This window comes from Micromonospora musae, from assembly GCF_003626545.1.
GTDB classification, from domain to species: Bacteria; Actinomycetota; Actinomycetes; order Mycobacteriales; family Micromonosporaceae; genus Micromonospora; species Micromonospora musae.
Genome location: NZ_RAZS01000006.1, coordinates 243,102 through 258,856, shown reverse-complemented (window position 1 = coordinate 258,856; position 15,755 = coordinate 243,102). Strand labels below are relative to the sequence as shown.

The following is a 15,755-nucleotide window of genomic DNA, read 5'->3' as shown; positions in this document are numbered from 1 at the left end:
GCCGGACGTGAGCAGGGTCATAACGGTCGGGCTCGGACCCGACCGGGCCGGGGCCAGTAGCGGGCCAGCACCCGGCCCCGCACGTCGGCCACGCCGTACGCCCGGGAGTCGTCGGTGACCAGGTCGTTGTCCCCGAGCAGCCACCAACCGCCGTCCTGCGGCCGGACCGCACGCTTGACCACCAGGAGGTCCGGGCGGCTGCGGAACACCGCCACCACCACGTCGCCGGGGCGCACCGGTCGGCCGCCCCGGCGCACCAGCAGCGCGTCGCCGTGGCGCAGCGTGGGCGCCATGGACGGGCCGCTCACCAGGACCGCGGTCAGCGGCCGACGCAGCCGGTGCGGCTCCGCCGGGTGACTGGATGGCACGGTTTCACCTCCACCGGGTCGGGGAGCCGGTCCAGGAGTAATGTCGTCTTGGATCATCGCAAACTTCCCATGGAGGATCCCGATGCGACTTCCACGCATCCTTACGCCCCGTGTCACGGCGAGCGCCCACTGCGACCTGCCCTGCGGCGTCTACGACCCGGCCCAGGCCCGCATCGAGGCCGAGTCGGTGAAAATGATCTGCGAGAAGTACCAGGCGAACACCGACCCGGAGTTCCGTACTCGCGCGGTCATCATCAAGGAGCAGCGCGCCGAGCTGGTCAAGCACCACCTCTGGGTGCTCTGGACGGACTACTTCAAGGCGCCCCACTTCGAGAAGTACCCGAACCTGCACCAGCTCTTCAACGAGGCCACCAAGCTCGCCGGCTCCGGCGGCGTCAAGGGCAGCCTCGACCCGGCCACCGCCGAGCAGCTGCTGCAGAAGATCGACGAGATCGCCAAGATCTTCTGGGAGACCAAGAAGGCGTGACGCCCGGAGCTCCGGCACCGACGATCCGGCCGGTACGTCCCGAGGACGTACCGGCCGTCGTCGCGATGGTGCACGAACTCGCCGCGTACGAACGTGCCCCCGACGAGTGCCACCTCACCGACGAGCAGCTCACCACCGCGCTGTTCGGTCCGGCGCCCGCGCTCTTCGGCCACGTCGCCGTGGACGCGCAGGACGAGCCGCTCGGGTTCGCGCTCTGGTTTCTCAACTTCTCGACCTGGGCCGGGGTGCACGGCATCCACCTGGAGGACCTCTACGTCCGTCCGACGGCTCGGGGCAGCGGCGCGGGTCGACTCCTGCTGGCCACCCTCGCATCGATCTGCGTCGAGCGGGGCTACCGCCGGCTGGAGTGGATGATGATCGACTGGAACCCGGCGGCCGGCTTCTACGCCGCGATCGGCGCGGGGCAGGAGAACGAGTGGGTTCCGTACCGGCTCAGCGGCGAGGCGCTGCACGAGCTGGCCCGCCAGGCGGTGACGGCCCCCACGCGTACGACCGTCTGAGCGGGTAGAGTCCCCGACCGGGGGGATGAGTGGTGACTCAACTGACCGGCCAGGCGGCCACCGATGACGATGTCGTGCACCTCACTGTGCCCGCTGACGGCGGCTACCTTGGCGTGCTCCGCACCGCCACCGCCGGCCTCGCGGCCCGGCTGCAGTTCGCCCTCGACGAGATCGAGGATCTGCGCATCGCCGTCGACGAGGCCTGCGCCATGCTGCTGGCGATCGCCACGTCGGACGCCGAGCTGGAGTGCCGCTTCTCGGTGACGGAGGACGCGCTGACCGTCGAGGTGACGGTGCCGACCGTGCGCGGCGCCACGCTCCCCGCGGAGTCGTCCTTCGCCTGGAAGGTGCTGACCGCGCTCACCACGTCCGCCGCCGCCACGGCGGGCGACGGGCGGGCGACCATCTCGCTGCTCACCCGGCGGTCCACCGGCTACTGAGCGGCCGACGGCTCAGGAGAAGCCCAGGGCCCGGTTGCTCGCGGGGGCGACCAGCAGCGCGCTCACGCCGACCCCGAGCGCCATCAGCGGTACGCCCAGCCAGCCCAGCCCGCCCTGGATCATGTACCAGCCGATCGGCAGGAGCATCAGCTGGAGCACGATCGACGGGGCGCGCGCGCCCGCGCGGCGGCGGTTCAGCGCCGCACCGAGCGCCCAGAGCGCCACGGCGCCGGCGACCGCGAACCCCGTCACCAGCAGCGCCGAGGTCAGCCCGACGGTGGTCTCCGCAGTCAGGTCGGCCCAGATCAGCCAGACGGCGATCAGCCCCACGGCGAGCGCTTCGGCGCGCAGCAGCCGTACGGCCCAGCGGAGCGTGACGGGAATCGGGTCTGCGTCGGTGGTCACGCGCGCCACGATACTCGGGCTACCGAGAGGTACAGTGCCGCCCATGCGGGCCGTCCTGGTGGTCAACCCGAAGGCCACCACCACCAGCGAGCGCAGCCGGGACGTGCTGGTCCGGGCGCTGCGCAGCGAGGTCGACCTCACCGTGCGCTACACCCGTCGACGGGGGCACGCGACCGCGCTGGCGCGGGAGTCCGCCGAGGAGGGCGTCGACGTCGTCGTCACGCTCGGTGGCGACGGCACGGTGAACGAGGTGGTCAACGGCCTGATGGCGGCGCAGCCGCCCACCATGCCCGGCGCGGCGTCGTCGGCCGAGCGGTTGCCGGCGTTGGCCACCGTGCCAGGCGGGTCGACGAACGTCTTCGCGCGGGCGCTGGGTCTGCCACGGGAGTGGCCGGAGGGGACCAGCATGATCCTCGAAGGGCTGCGTCTGGGTCGTTACCGGACGATCGGTCTGGGCCGGGCCGACGACCGCTACTTCACCTTCTGCGCCGGTTTCGGGCTGGACGCCGCGGTGATCCACCGGGTGGAGCAGGCGCGGCGCCGGGGACGGGTCTCCAGCCCCGGTCTCTACCTGCGCGCAATGCTGAGCCAGTACTTCCTCGCCTCGGACCGGCGGCATCCGGCCGTTCGGCTGGAGCGGCCGGGCGAACCGGCGGAGGAGGGGCTCTCCACGGCGATCATCCAGAACACCGCGCCGTGGACGTACGTGGGCGACCGGGAGGTCAATCCCAATCCCGGGGCCTCTTTCGACCTCGGCCTCGACGTCCTCGCGTTGCGCCAACTACGGGTGCCGAGTACGACACGGACGGTCACCCAGTTCTTCTCCACTCGGCCCGACCCCAAGGGACGCGGGGCGCTGCGCCTGCACGACGTCGCCGAGTTCACGCTGGTCTCCAGCCGCCCGCAGGCGTTCCAGCTCGACGGTGACTATCTCGGCGAGCGGGAGAAAGTCAGATTTGCATCCGTTCCCGCCGCACTGAGAGTAATCTGCTAGGCCTCGGGTACCACCGCAGGTTGACGCGGCCGTCGCACCGAACGCGAGAGGCCGCCACGCCGAAGGAAGGGTGCCGGAAATGTCAGCGTTGATACCTCATCCGTACTATATTGATCCTCGACTGTGGCACTCCGGGTAACCAGAGGGCCCAAGAATACGGACAAATGGGTTGTGGGCTTGCTCACCGCACGGAGTTTTTCCGAGCGTCACCCTTGACATTGCGTGAGTTCGTGAAAGTATTCACAAGCGAACTTGAGTTACCGGGACATCGCCTGGACATACTCACGAAGCGGAGTTGTTCCAGCAGGTCCCCGGGGCCAGCAGCCTGCTCACGCATAGCCGAATAGTCGAACGCGAACCGTTACGACCGGCGATGCGGACGCATATAGGAAAAGCACCAAAGCATTACTGCCACCCATCCAGAATGAGGAGTGTTGCCGCCATGGACTGGCGTCACCATGCTGTCTGCCGCGACGAGGACCCGGAGCTGTTCTTCCCGATCGGGACGTCTGGCCCGGCTCTCCTGCAGGTCGAGCAGGCCAAGGCCGTCTGCCGGCGCTGCTCCGTGACCGACCAGTGCCTGCAGTGGGCGCTCGAGTCGGGTCAGGACGCTGGCGTCTGGGGCGGAATGAGCGAGGAGGAGCGGCGCGCCCTCAAGCGCCGCGGTGGCCTCCGGGTGCTGCGCGCCCACTCCGCCTGAACCACGACACAGCGAAACGCCTCGCGGGTGAACCCGCGGGGCGTTTCGCTGTCCGCACCCGGAAATTCGCCGCCGAAAGCGCGGCGCACCGGAGATCGTCACGCAGCGGCATCCTCCGACCGTACCGATCTGTCGGAGAGTGACGGCGAGCGCAGTCACGCAGCGTCAATTCGCGTGGCCGCAGCGAGCGGAACGGCCGGAACCGGATTCCCGCGCCGGTCCGGCCCGGCGCGGAGCGCGTCGACCCGCCGCAGCACCAGACCCGCCAGCTCCGGCGCGTCGGTGAGCGGAGCCGAGACGGCCGCCGCACCCGCGTCCCGAGCGCCCGCCGTCACCGCGTCGTGGAAGAGACCGGGAGCCAGGAAGTACGCCGACACCACGATCCGGCGAGCCCCCTGCGCGCGCAGCCGAGCCACCGCCGCCCCGACCGACGGCGGAGCCGCCGAGGCGTACGACACCCGGACGGGCACCTCAAGTTCCCGGCCGAGCGCCGCCGCCACCCGACCCACCGAACCACGGGCCCGCGCGTCCCGGGTACCCGCCGCCGCCAGCACCAGCGCGTCGAACCGACCCGGCTCCGCCTCGACCAGCCGACGCCGCAGCGCCGCCAGCAACGCCGGATCCACCTCCGCCCCGACCGGCCCGAGCACGTCGGTCACCCGCACCGCGAAGCCCGGCTCGGCGGCCCGAACCGCGGCCACCGCCGCCGGAACGTCGACCCGACGGTGGTACGCGGCGGTGAGCAAGAGCGGTACCAGCACGGCCCGCTGCTGCCCGGCGACGGCCAGCGCCCGCAACGCCTCGGTCGGCCCCGGGGCCGTGTGGTCCAGCCAGCTCGCCGAGACCGGGACGCCGGGGCGGGCCGCGCGCACCGCCCGGACCAGCGCCCGGGTCGCCGCGGCAGCTCGCGGATCACGGCTGCCGTGCGCCACCAGCAGGACCGGATCGGCGGCCCGTGCCGCCACCGGGGCGGGCACGGACCGGATCGGCCGACTCAGGTGTGCAGACCGCATTCGGTCTTCTCGAACATCGCCCACCGGCCCGCGCGCGGGTCCTCCCCCGCTCTCGTCCGCCGGGTGCACGGCCAGCAGCCGACCGAGCCGTACCCCTGCTTGAACAGCTCGTTCACCGGCACGTCCCACCGGGCGATGTAGTTGTCCACCTCCGCCTGGGTCCAGGCGGCGATCGGATTCACCTTCACCTTGCCGCGCCGCGGGTCGAACGTGACCACCGGCGTGTTGGCCCGGGTCGGCGACTCGTCCCGGCGCAGCCCGGCCGCCCACGCGTCGTAGCCGGTCAGCGCGCGCTCCAACGGCTCGACCTTGCGGAGCTGGCAGCAGTCGTCCGGGGACCGGTCGAAGAGCCGGGGACCGTACTGGCCGTCCTGCTGCCCCACCGTCAGCCGGGGCCGGACCGAACGCACTCGCACCGGCAGCCGGCCGGCCACCTCGTCGCGTACCCGCAGCGTCTCGGGGAAGTGCAGTCCGGTGTCGAGGAAGACCACGTCCACCCCGGGCGCGACCCGGGACACCAGGTGGGCCAGCACGGCGTCCGCCATCGAGCTGGTGACGCAGAACCGGTCGCCGAAGGTCTCCGCGGCCCAGCGGGCGATCTCCAACGCCGGGGCGCCCTCCAGCTCCCGGCCCGCCTCCTCGGCGAGCGCGCGCAGCTCCTGCGGATCACGCCGGGCGGCGTCGGCCGGCGCGGGCCCGCCGGCGCCCACCAGAGCCAGGTTCACCGCCGACACGAGGGACCTCGCGGCCGGCGCGACCTCCGCGCTCACCGGGCCACCGCCCGGCCGAGCAGACCGGTGAACCTGACGGTGAAGACCCGGGCGCAGGCGTGGCACTCCCAGGCGCCGTGGCTCGCCTCGTTGGGCCGCAGGTCCTCCTCGCCGCAGTACGGGCAGTACAGGGGTGCCGCTCGGTTCTCGCTGCTCATCGCAGTTCCTCCTCGTCGACTCTGATCACCCACTGGGCGAACGCCTCACCCTCCTGCCGGCCGGCGAGGTAGCGGCGCGCCAGCCGTTCCACGTACGCCGGAAGCTCCTCGGCGGTGGTCTTCAGGCCGCGCAGCTTGCGGCCGAAGCCGGCGGTCTGCCCGGTCGCCATGCCGAGGCCACCGCCGAGGTGCACCTGGAACCCCTCCACCTGACGCCCGTCCGGGCCGAGGACCAGCTGCCCCTTGAGCCCGATGTCGGCCACCTGGGTACGGGCACACGCGTTCGGGCACCCGTTGAGGTGGATCGAGATGTCCGCGTCGAAGTCCCGGAGCCGCTGCTCGAGCCGGGTCACCAGCTCCTCGCCCCGGGCCTTCGTCTCGACGATGGCGAGCTTGCAGTACTCGATGCCGGTGCAGGCCATCGTGCCCCGCCGCCAGGCCGACGGCCGGGCCTCCAGACCGATCCCGCGCAACGCGGTGACCAGGGACTCCACCCGCTCCGACGGCACGTCCAGCACCAGCAGCTTCTGGTACGGGGTGAGCCGTACCCGGTCGCTGCCGTGCGCCTGCACCACGTCGGCGAGGCGGGCCAGCTGGCCGCCGGAGACCCGGCCGACGATCGGGGCGGCGCCCACGTAGCTGAGCCCGTCGTGCTGGCGGTGCACGCCGATGTGGTCGATCGGCTTGCCGGGCAGCTCCGGGGCGGGGCCGTCGAGCAGCGTGCGGCCCAGGTACTCCTTCTCCAGCACCTCCCGGAAGCGCTCCACGCCCCAGTCGGCGACGAGGAACTTCAGCCGGGCCCGGTTGCGCAGCCGGCGGTAGCCGTAGTCGCGGAAGATCCCGACCACGCCGGCCCAGACGTCGGGCACCTCGGCCAGCGGCACCCAGACGCCCAGCCGCTGCGCCAGCATCGGGTTGGTGGAGAGCCCGCCACCGACCCAGAGGTCGAAGCCGGGGCCGTGCTCGGGGTGCTCCACCCCGAGTAGGGCGATGTCGTTCGCCTCGTACGGGGTGTCCGCGAGCCAGGAGATCGACGTCTTGAACTTACGCGGCAGGTTGGAGTACTCGGGGTTGCCCACGTACCGACGGACGATCTCGTCGATCGCCGGGGTCGCGTCGACCACCTCGTTCTCGGCCACGCCGGCGACCGGGCTGCCCAGCACGATCCGCGGGCAGTCGCCGCACGCCTCCGTGGTCTGCAGACCTACCGACTCCAGCCGCCGCCAGATCTCCGGCACGTCCTCGATCCGGATCCAGTGGAACTGGATGTTCTGCCGGTCGGTGATGTCGGCGGTGTCTCGGGCGAACTCCTGGGAGACCGCGGCGATCGTCCGCAACTGGGCGAGGGAGAGCTGGCCGCCGTCGATCCGTACCCGGAGCATGAAGTGCTCGTCCTCGAGCTCGTGCGGCTCCAGCACCGCCGTACGCCCACCGTCGATGCCGGGCTTGCGCTGGGTGTACAGGCCCCACCAGCGCAGCCGGCCGCGCAGGTCGGCGGGGTCGATGGAGGCGAAGCCGCGGTGCGCGTAGATGGTCTCGATCCGCGCGCGGACGTTCAGCGGATCGTCGTCCTTCTTGGTCCGTTCGTTGGGGTTGAGCGGCTCGCGGTGCCCGAGCGCCCACTGCCCCTCGCCGCGCGGGCGGCGCGGGGCCCTGGCGGGGCGGGTCGGCGGATCCTCGGGCCGGGTGGAGATGCTGCTGACCGCCATCGCGGCCTCCTCAGTCGTCTGCTGGACCTCGGTGGGAGCGCGTACGCGACGGCGGCCCGTCAGGACGGGCTGAGGACAGCGATGTCGGAGAAGCCGGCGCGGAACGCGCCCGAGATGAATGAGTCGGGCGTCGTCAGTGGGCCGGACAGATCGCGCTGCGCACGCGGCCGTAGTCGACGTGGCGGCGGGCCACGAAGCGACGCACGACGGCGGCAGTCATGCCCGTCATGCTGCCACACCCACCCGGGCGCAGCCAACGATCGCGTGCCTGATCCCACATCACGGGCCGGCGCCGTCGATAGGCTCGACCCGTGGGCGAAAAGTCCGATAGGCGGCATCGGGCAACCCCGCCGGCGAGCGGCGCGGTGCCGCCCGCGGCCCGGCGCGGCCTGCGGGAGACCGCGGTCTGGCTGGCGCCGGCGGTACTGACGCTGGTGGTGACCGGCTACGGGCTCACCGGCGCACAGCTCTGGCGGGACGAGCTGGCGACGTGGAACGCGGCCAGCCGCTCGGTGCGGGACCTGGTCCGGCTGGCCGGCAACATCGACGCGGCGACCGGACCGTACTACCTCTTCATGCACTTCTGGACGGCGCTGGCCGGCGACTCGATCGTCGCGCTGCGGCTCCCGTCGGTACTGGCCATGGCCGGTACGGCGGCACTGACCGCGCTGCTCGGCCGACGTCTCGCGGGGGCCCGCGCCGGGCTGCTCGCCGGACTGCTCTTCGCGCTCCTACCCGGCACGTCCCGGTACGCCCAGGAGGCCCGCCCCTACGCGCTGGCCAGCCTCTTCGCCATCCTCGCCACGCTGCTCCTGGTCGACGCGCTGTGCCGACCCGGCTGGGGACGCTGGATCGGGTACGCCGCGGCCCTCGCCGCCCTCGGACTGACCCACCTGATCGCCCTCACCCTGCTCGCCGCGCACGCGGTCGCCGTGCTCGCCACCCACCCTGCCGGGCTCACCGCGGGCGGGGGCGACCGGCGGCGCTGGTTCTGGGTGCCGGCCGTGCTGCCGGCGGTGCTGCTGGTGGCCCCGCTCGCGCTGGTCGCCCGGTCGCAGCGCGGACGTCAGCTGCAGTGGGTGGAGCTCGTCCGGCCGAGCGATCTCACCACGCTGCCGGGCGGGGTGGCGCAGAGCAGCGTGGTGGGTGGAATGCTGGTGGGGCTCGCCGTACTCGGTGCCGCCCGGCTCGGCCGGCGTGCCCTGCTGCCGGGCGCCGCGGTGCTGCTGCCGGTCTTCCTGCTCTTCGTCGCCGGGTTGGCCGTACCCATCTGGGTGCCGCGCTACCTGGTCTTCGTGGTCCCGTTCGCGTGCCTGCTGGCCGGGGCGGCGCTGGCGGCGGTGCCGCTGCCCGGCGGGCTCGCCCTGGTGGTCCTGGCCGGGCTGCTCGGCGGGCCGGACCAGGCGGCGCTGCGGCGTACGCACGAGTGGCCGCGCAGCGCGCCGATCGACTACCGGGCGGTGGCCGAGGTGATCGCGGCGAACCAGCGCCCCGGCGACGCGATCGTCTACTCACCCCGGCGCAGCTGGCTCTTCCTCGACTTCGGGATCGAGTACCAGCTCCGGGACCGGCGCCCCCGCGACGCGCTGCTGGTCGAGGGGGCGGCCCGGCGCGGTGACCTCTGGGCCACCGAGTGCGGCCGGCCCGCCGACTGCCTGGCCGGGGTGCCCCGGCTCTGGCTGGTGCTCTCCGGCCGGCACACCGATCCGGTCGCCGCGGTCTCCGGCGCCAAGGGCGCGGCCCTGCGGGACGGCTTCACCGTCACGCAGGTCTGGCAGCGCCCGGGTCTCACGCTGGCCCTGCTCACCCGGTGACCCGGGCGGCCGGGGCGCGGCGATCAGGAGGCGGAGCGCCCCGGCTCGCCGCCGCGCGCCAGCGGTACGACCAGCACCGCCTCGGTGCCGCCGCCGGAGGCGTCGCGCAGCTCGATGCTGCCGCGCAGCTCGCCGGTGACCAGGGCCCGGACGATCTGCAGGCCGAGGTTCCCGCCGCTGTCGGCGTCGAAGCCCGCCGGCAGGCCCCGCCCGTTGTCGGTCACCGTGACGTGCAGCTGCTTGCGGAACCGGTGCGCCGCCACCACCACCTCCGGCGCGCTCGCCAGGTCACCAGCCCCCGGCGGCTCCCCCGCCCCGGCGGCCTCCGCCTCCTCGCCCGCCGGTGCGAAGCCGTGCTCGACGGCCTCCGCCTCGTCGCCCGCCGGTGGGAAGCCGTGCTCGACGGCGTTGAGCAGCAGCTCGTTGAGGACCATCACCAGCGACGTGGCGATCTCGGCGGGCAGCACGCCGAAGCTCCCCTTGCGACGCATGCCGACCGGCACCTCGGTCGCCGCCACCTCGGTCGCGGCGCTCGCCACCCGGTCGACGATGGTGTCGAACTCGACCGCCTCGTCGCTGGACATGGAGAGCGTCTCGTGCACCAGCGCGATCGAGGCCACCCGGCGTACCGAGTCCTCCAGCGCGACCCGGGCCTCCGGCATGGCGACCCGCCGGGCCTGGAGGCGCAGCAGCGCGGCGACGGTCTGCAGGTTGTTCTTCACCCGGTGGTGGATCTCCCGGATGGTGGCGTCCTTCGTGATCAGGGCGCGGTCCCGGCGGCGCACCTCGGTGATGTCGCGGACGAGCACCAGCGCGCCGATCGGCACCCCGGCGGGCATCAACGGCAGCGCCCGGGTCAGCACGGTGGCGCCGCGGGCGTCGATCTCCCGGCGCGGCGGCGCGTCGCCACGCAGCGCGGCCAGGACGGCGTTCGCCGCGTCGGTCCCCTCCAGCGGGTCGTTGGCGAGCCGGCGGTGCAGCGCCGCCAGGTCCTCGCCGACCAGGTGCGAGGCGTAACCCAGCCGCCGGTACGCGGACTGCGCGTTAGGGCTGGCGTAGGTGACCTTCCCGTTCGCGTCCAGCCGGACCAGGCCGTCGCCGACCCGGGGAGCGGAGGTGGTCTCGCCCGGGTGTCGGGGCGGCGGGAAGGTGCCGTCGGCGATCATCTGGGCCAGGTCGTCGGCCGTGGTCAGGTAGTTCAGCTCCAGCTGGCTGGGCGTACGCGCGGTGGAGAGGTTGGTGTCCCGGCCGACCACGGCCACCACCTCGCCCGCCTCGCCGTCGGCGGTACGCAGCCGGACCGGGATCGCCTCGTGCCGGGCGGGCACGTCGCCGTACCAGACCGGGTCGCCCTCCCGCCAGATGCGGCCCTGCCGGTAGGCGACCTCCAGGTGCGCCACCTCCGGCCCGCCGACGATCCGGCCCACCTGGTCGTCCTGGTAGGCGGTGGGCGCGGTGGTCGGGCGTACCTGGGCGACGCAGAGGAAGGTGCCGTCGGCATCCACCGGCGCCCAGAGCAGCAGATCGGCGAAGGACATGTCGGAGAGCAGCTGCCAGTCTCCGGCGATCCGGTGCAGGTGGTCGATGTCCGCCGGGCGGAGCTGGGTGTGCTCCTCGGCGAGGTCGCGCAGCGTGGACACGTGCTTTAGCGTGCCACGCGCCGCCTCACATCGTCGCGGTGACCTTCTTGAGCCCGCGTGGGGAGTCCGGATCCTCGCCCCGGGTCAGGGCGAGCGCCAGGGCGAGCCGCTGCAGGGGCAGGATGTCCAGCAGCGGGGCGTACCGCTCGTCGACCTCGGGGACGGCGATCCGGGTGGCCCCCTCGACGTCGGCGGAGCCGACCACGACCACGTCGGCGCGGCGCTCACCGAGCCGGGGCAGGACCTTCTCCATCGAGCGCCCGCCGGGCCCGGAGCCGACCACGGCGAGCACCGGCACGTCCGGGTCGGTCATGGCGAGCGGGCCGTGCAGCAGGTCGGCGCCGGAGAAGGCGAGCGCCGGCAGGTACGAGGTCTCCATGAGCTTCAGCGCCGCCTCCCGCGCGGTCGGGTAGGCGTAGCCGCGGCCGGTGGTGACCAGCTGCGCGGCGAACCGGTAGCGCGGGGCCAGCTGGGCCGGGGTGGGGTCGGCGAGGGTACGGGCGGCCAGCTCCGGCAGCGCCGCGAGCGCGGCCTGCTCCTGCGCCGGCAGTGGCCCGCCGCCGGCCCGGACGCCCTCGACGAGCAGGAGCAGGGCGAGCAGTTCGGCGGTGTACGTCTTGGTGGCCGCGACCGCTCGCTCGTGGCCCGCCGCGACGTCCACGCTGAGTTCGGCGGCGGCGGCGAGCGGCGAGTCGGGCGCGTTGGTGACCGCGAGGGTGAGCGCTCCGGAGGCGCGGGCCTCCCGCAGCACCTCGGTCAGGTCCGGCGAGCCGCCGCTCTGGCTCACCCCGACGACCAGCGCGTCGGAGAGGTCGGGTCGAGCGCCGTAGAGCGTGACGACGCTCGGCGAGGCGAGCCCGGCGGGCAGGCCGAGCCGGATCTCGGTGAGGTACGCCCCGTAGAGCGCCGCGTGATCCGAGGTGCCGCGCGCGGTGAAGACGACGTGCCGCGGCCGGCGCTCGGCGATCACGGCGGCGACCCGGGCGATCGCCCCGGCGTGCTCGGCGGAGAGCAACCGCTCGTAGCCGGCCGGCTGCTCGTCGATGTCGGCGGCCATCCCGGCCCCTGCACGCGTCACGGAAACTCCTCCCACTGCGCGGTTGCCGCGCGTTTCCTGCTCAGTCTTGCATCTTTGATCTGGCCTGAGCAATCGAACGCGCAGTAGTGCGCAGCCGATCACCATGGCGGTTCAACATCACCTAGGCTGTCCCGGCTCGATTCCGCCACCGGACGACGAAAGGACGACGTGCCCGACGACGCCGCGCTCTCCGCCGCGGAGGAGCTCGCCCTGGCCCGGCTGGCCTTGACGGAGGGCGACCTGCAGCACGCGGCGGGACACGTGGCCGGCGCGCTGGCGCAGGCGCCGACCCTGCCCGAGGCGCACGAGACGCTGGCCCGGCTCGCCGCGATCAGCGGCGGCGGGGTGGACCTCTTCCCGCTCGACCAGCACACCTACGTCGGCGCCGCGGTCGCACGCGCCCACCTGCTCGCGGCGGCCGGGAAACCCGCGGACGGACTGGACCTGCTCGCTGCGGCGACCGGCTACGCCCCGCAGACGGACTGGGCCGGGGTGCCGTGGGTGATCGCGCCGGAGCTGACCCAACGGGTCACGCCGGAGCACGTCGCGCGGATCCTCATGCAGGTCTGCGCGGCCGTTCCCGACCCGGTGCCGCGCGCCGGGCGGCCGGCGCTGGCCGCGTACCTCACCCTGGCCCGCAACGCGGTCACCGCCCACCCCGAGCACGCGCTGCTGCTCGGCGCGGCGTCCGCGCTGGCCCGGCGACTCGGCGAGGTCGCCCTCGCGATCGACTGGGCCGCTCGGGGCGTACGCGCCGAACCGACGAAGCTCGGCGAGGTCTGGCTCGGCTACGCGTACCGCAGCGCCGGCCGGACCCGGGAGGCGCTCGCGGCGCTCGGCCGGGCGATCGAGCACGACCCCGACGACCTCGCCGTCTACGCCGACATCGCCGGCACCCTGGCCGACAACGGCCGGCTCGACGAGGCGCTGGACTGGATCGACCGGGCGCTGGGCCGGGACCCGACCTTCGACTGCGCGGTGCACACCGCGCATCGGCTGCGCTACCTGCGCGACGGAGACGTGGCACACCTGGTCGCGCTCGCCGACTTCATCCGGGACCACCCCGACGACACGCACGAACACGGCGACCTGGCCGAGTGCTGCCGGGGCCGCCCGTGGCTCGGGCAGCTGACGCCGGCCGGTGGGCCGGTGGCCGAGGCGCTGCGCCGGGTGGCCGCGGAGGGCGACCGGGCGGCCACCGTACGGCTGCCGACCCCGCCCGCACCGAGCGCGCTGCGGACGATCACGGGGGCGGGGCTGCGGGTCGAGGTGGACGGCGACGGCTCACCGGAGGCTCGCGAGCCCCGGCGCGCCGACGCCCAGCGGCTCTGGCGCTACGACGACGGCGTCCCGGTACCCGCGGTGCCGACGCCCTCGGTGGCCGCCGCCGACCGGCTCCGCCAGCTCGCGCACCCGGCGTGGCCGCACCCGCCGGCCGCGTACGACGCGGCGGTGGGGCTCGCCACGCTGGAGCTGACGGACCTGGTCGGGCTGCTGGTGCACCCGCCCGAGCCACCGGCCACCGCGGTCGGCCGAGTGCTGGCCGCGCAGGACCCGACGCTCTGGGTGCGCTGCGTGCAGGTCTGGGCCTGCCTCGGGCTGCTGCACCATCGCACCGACGAGCCGTGGGACGGCTCCACTCGCCGCCGGGTGCTGCTCGACCTGGTCTGGGGCGTGGAGGACTGGGTCACGGAAGCGGCGCTCTTCGCCCTGGTCACCGCGGCCTGGGTCGACCCGGCCGTACGCCCCGACGTGGCCGGGGTGGTCGCCGGGCGGATCGCCGACGCGGCGGCCGCGGCCCGGACCCGCCCGGTGCCCATCGCCACGTCGCTGGCCCACCTGGCGCTGGCCGCGCCGGCGCTGGACGCCGAGACCCGCGAGCTCGCCGCCGCGCTGATCGCCACGGCGGCCCCGGTGCCGCGCCCCCGCAACCCGCTCACCCGCCTCTGGCGACGCCTCACGGCCCCGCTCCGCCGCCCCTGACCCGCCCCCACCACGGCTGATCATGAGGTTGTCGCCGTGACAGCCGACGCGGGTGGCGACAACCTCATGATCACCGCGAGGTGGGGGTCAGGCGACGGGAGCCGGTTCGCTCTCCTCGCCGGTGGCCGGCGCCGGCGTCTCGTTCGCCGTACGCAGCGGGATCTCCTTGATGAACCAGGCGAGCACCGGAATGGCGACGGTGAAGAGCACCGCCCACAGGAACACGTGCGAGACCGCGTCGGCGAGGCCGGCGAGCACCGTCTCGCGGACCTGGGCGGGCAACTCCTTGAGCTGCTCCAGATCCATCCCGCCGCCCTCACCGCCGCCGAACGCTCCGCCCGCGGCCGAGTCGGCGAGCCGGTTGGCGAAGATCGCGCCGAAGAGCGAGATGCCGAACGAGCCGCCGATCGACCGGAAGAAGGTGGCCGCGCCGCTCGCCGCGCCGAGGTCCTTCTGGGCCACGCTGTTCTGCGCGATGAGCATCGAGGTCTGCATGAGGAAGCCCATGCCGGCGCCGAGCACGACCATGAAGAGCGAGGACTCCAGCTTGCTGGTGCCGACGTCCAGCATGGTCAGCAGGCCCATGCCGGCGATCATCGCCACGCCGCCGATGATCGGGTACGCGCGGTAGCGGCCGGTCCGGGTGATCGCCCGACCGACGAGCAGCGAGACCACCAGCATGCCGAACATCAGCGGGAGCAGCAGCAGGCCGCTGTTCGTGGCCGAGGCGCCCTGCACGGTCTGCTGGTACAGCGGCAGGAAGTTCATGGCGCCGAACATCGCGAACCCGAGCAGGAAACCGATCACCGAGATCAGCGCGAAGTTGCGGTTGGCGAAGAGGGCCAACGGCAGGATCGGTTCGGGCGCCCGCCGCTCGACGAAGCCGAAGGCGATCAGCGACACCACGGCGAGCGCGACCAGGCCGAGGATCTGCCCGGAGCCCCAGTCGTACTCGTTGCCGCCCCAGGTGGTGATCAGCACGATCGAGGTGATGCCGACGGAGAGCAGTCCCGCGCCGAGCCAGTCGATCCGGTGCTCGGTGCGGTACTTCGGCAGGTGCATCGTCGTGATCAGCAGCGCCAGCGCGACGCCGCCGAGCGGCAGGTTGACGTAGAACGCCCAGCGCCAGGAGAGGTGGTCGGTGATGAAGCCCCCGACCAGCGGGCCGGCGACCATGGCGATCGCCATGATGCCGGCGATCATGCCCTGGTAGCGCCCCCGTTCCCGGGGCGGGACGAGGTCACCGATGATCGCCATGACGCCGACCATCAGGCCGCCCGCGCCGAGTCCCTGGACCGCCCGGAAGGCGATGAGCTGCATCATGCCGTCGGCGGGCCCGCCGAGGAGGCCGGAGCCGGCCATGCCGCAGAGCGCCGAGCCCACCAGGAAGATCGCGACCGAGGTGAGGAAGACCGACTTGCGCCCATAGAGGTCGCCGAGCTTGCCCCAGATCGGCGTGGAGACGGTGGTGCCCAGGACGTACGCGGTGACCACCCAGGTGAAGTGGTCCAGGCCGCCGAACTCGTTGACGATCCTCGGCAGCGCGGTGCTGACGATCATGTTGTCGAGCATCGCGAGCATCATCGCGATCATCAGGCCGAAGAGCACGACCCGTACGTTGGGTCGCACGGCGGCCTGGCTTGGCTGACTCATCGGTAAGCTCCCCCGGAAGCGT

The 15,755-nt window shown here is 73.3% G+C and carries 16 protein-coding genes; 7 read left to right on the top strand and 9 right to left on the bottom strand.

The features are described 5' to 3' along the window. Window positions 1-17: 17 nt before the first annotated feature. A complete protein-coding gene (locus tag D7147_RS18590) occupies window positions 18-425 on the bottom strand; it encodes a S24/S26 family peptidase (RefSeq protein WP_199734201.1) in 408 nt (135 codons plus the stop codon). A gap of 25 nt (window positions 426-450) precedes the next feature. On the opposite strand from D7147_RS18590, the gene sodN reads away from it, so the two are divergent. The 3 genes from sodN (at window position 451) to D7147_RS18575 (ending at window position 1,816) form a co-directional block, all read left to right on the top strand. Then, window positions 451-855 carry a superoxide dismutase, Ni gene (sodN, locus tag D7147_RS18585; protein ID WP_120679342.1) on the top strand — a complete coding sequence of 135 codons (405 nt, stop codon included), beginning with the start codon at window positions 451-453 and terminating at the stop codon, window positions 853-855. A 65-nt stretch (window positions 856-920) separates the two neighbouring features. Beyond that, complete coding sequence (locus D7147_RS18580; RefSeq protein WP_120679866.1) at window positions 921-1,376, top strand: GNAT family N-acetyltransferase; 456 nt, start codon at window positions 921-923, stop codon at window positions 1,374-1,376. 32 nt (window positions 1,377-1,408) lie between these two features. Beyond that, the gene (locus D7147_RS18575; protein ID WP_120679864.1) at window positions 1,409-1,816 is read left to right on the top strand and encodes an ATP-binding protein; all 408 of its coding nucleotides are present in this window, start codon (window positions 1,409-1,411) and stop codon (window positions 1,814-1,816) included. A 12-nt stretch (window positions 1,817-1,828) separates the two neighbouring features. Here the strand turns inward: D7147_RS18575 and D7147_RS18570 are convergent, their stop codons facing one another. Beyond that, window positions 1,829-2,266 (bottom strand): hypothetical protein, encoded by a 438-nt coding sequence (locus tag D7147_RS18570; protein WP_407663365.1) that lies wholly within the window; start codon window positions 2,264-2,266, stop codon window positions 1,829-1,831. On the opposite strand from D7147_RS18570, the gene D7147_RS18565 reads away from it, so the two are divergent. Continuing rightward, window positions 2,265-3,215 (top strand): diacylglycerol/lipid kinase family protein, encoded by a 951-nt coding sequence (locus D7147_RS18565; RefSeq protein WP_120679338.1) that lies wholly within the window; start codon window positions 2,265-2,267, stop codon window positions 3,213-3,215. The two genes, D7147_RS18570 and D7147_RS18565, sit on opposite strands and share 2 nt — an antisense overlap. Window positions 3,216-3,657: 442 nt before the next feature. Beyond that, the gene (locus D7147_RS18560; protein ID WP_076472094.1) at window positions 3,658-3,915 is read left to right on the top strand and encodes a WhiB family transcriptional regulator; all 258 of its coding nucleotides are present in this window, start codon (window positions 3,658-3,660) and stop codon (window positions 3,913-3,915) included. A gap of 155 nt (window positions 3,916-4,070) precedes the next feature. On the opposite strand, the gene D7147_RS18555 is transcribed toward D7147_RS18560, so the two are convergent. The 4 genes from D7147_RS18555 to D7147_RS18545 are packed head-to-tail and all read right to left on the bottom strand — an operon-like array spanning window position 4,071 to window position 7,565. After that, the gene (locus tag D7147_RS18555) at window positions 4,071-4,928 is read right to left on the bottom strand and encodes a sirohydrochlorin chelatase (protein WP_120679336.1); all 858 of its coding nucleotides are present in this window, start codon (window positions 4,926-4,928) and stop codon (window positions 4,071-4,073) included. Next, window positions 4,910-5,698 carry a phosphoadenylyl-sulfate reductase gene (locus tag D7147_RS18550; RefSeq protein WP_407663364.1) on the bottom strand — a complete coding sequence of 263 codons (789 nt, stop codon included), beginning with the start codon at window positions 5,696-5,698 and terminating at the stop codon, window positions 4,910-4,912. The genes D7147_RS18555 and D7147_RS18550 overlap by 19 nt, the downstream gene beginning before the upstream one ends. Further along, window positions 5,695-5,856, bottom strand: coding sequence for a hypothetical protein (locus tag D7147_RS32695; RefSeq protein ID WP_187398655.1), 162 nt, complete (start codon window positions 5,854-5,856; stop codon window positions 5,695-5,697). The genes D7147_RS18550 and D7147_RS32695 overlap by 4 nt, the downstream gene beginning before the upstream one ends. Then, window positions 5,853-7,565: a nitrite/sulfite reductase gene (locus D7147_RS18545; protein WP_120679334.1), complete on the bottom strand. Its 1,713-nt coding sequence runs from the start codon at window positions 7,563-7,565 to the stop codon at window positions 5,853-5,855. The genes D7147_RS32695 and D7147_RS18545 overlap by 4 nt, the downstream gene beginning before the upstream one ends. A gap of 365 nt (window positions 7,566-7,930) precedes the next feature. On the opposite strand from D7147_RS18545, the gene D7147_RS18540 reads away from it, so the two are divergent. After that, complete coding sequence (locus tag D7147_RS18540; protein ID WP_407663368.1) at window positions 7,931-9,379, top strand: glycosyltransferase family 39 protein; 1,449 nt, start codon at window positions 7,931-7,933, stop codon at window positions 9,377-9,379. Between the two features lie 23 nt (window positions 9,380-9,402). On the opposite strand, the gene D7147_RS18535 is transcribed toward D7147_RS18540, so the two are convergent. Together D7147_RS18535 and D7147_RS18530 are read right to left on the bottom strand one after the other, a co-directional pair. Then, window positions 9,403-11,019: a PAS domain-containing sensor histidine kinase gene (locus tag D7147_RS18535; RefSeq protein ID WP_120679332.1), complete on the bottom strand. Its 1,617-nt coding sequence runs from the start codon at window positions 11,017-11,019 to the stop codon at window positions 9,403-9,405. A gap of 25 nt (window positions 11,020-11,044) precedes the next feature. Next, complete coding sequence (locus D7147_RS18530; RefSeq protein WP_120679330.1) at window positions 11,045-12,076, bottom strand: SIS domain-containing protein; 1,032 nt, start codon at window positions 12,074-12,076, stop codon at window positions 11,045-11,047. A 189-nt stretch (window positions 12,077-12,265) separates the two neighbouring features. On the opposite strand from D7147_RS18530, the gene D7147_RS18525 reads away from it, so the two are divergent. Continuing rightward, the gene (locus D7147_RS18525; protein ID WP_120679328.1) at window positions 12,266-14,080 is read left to right on the top strand and encodes a tetratricopeptide repeat protein; all 1,815 of its coding nucleotides are present in this window, start codon (window positions 12,266-12,268) and stop codon (window positions 14,078-14,080) included. Between the two features lie 87 nt (window positions 14,081-14,167). Here D7147_RS18525 and D7147_RS18520 read toward each other — a convergent pair whose 3' ends face one another. Further along, window positions 14,168-15,733 (bottom strand): MDR family MFS transporter, encoded by a 1,566-nt coding sequence (locus D7147_RS18520; protein ID WP_120679326.1) that lies wholly within the window; start codon window positions 15,731-15,733, stop codon window positions 14,168-14,170. Window positions 15,734-15,755: the final 22 nt, after the last annotated feature.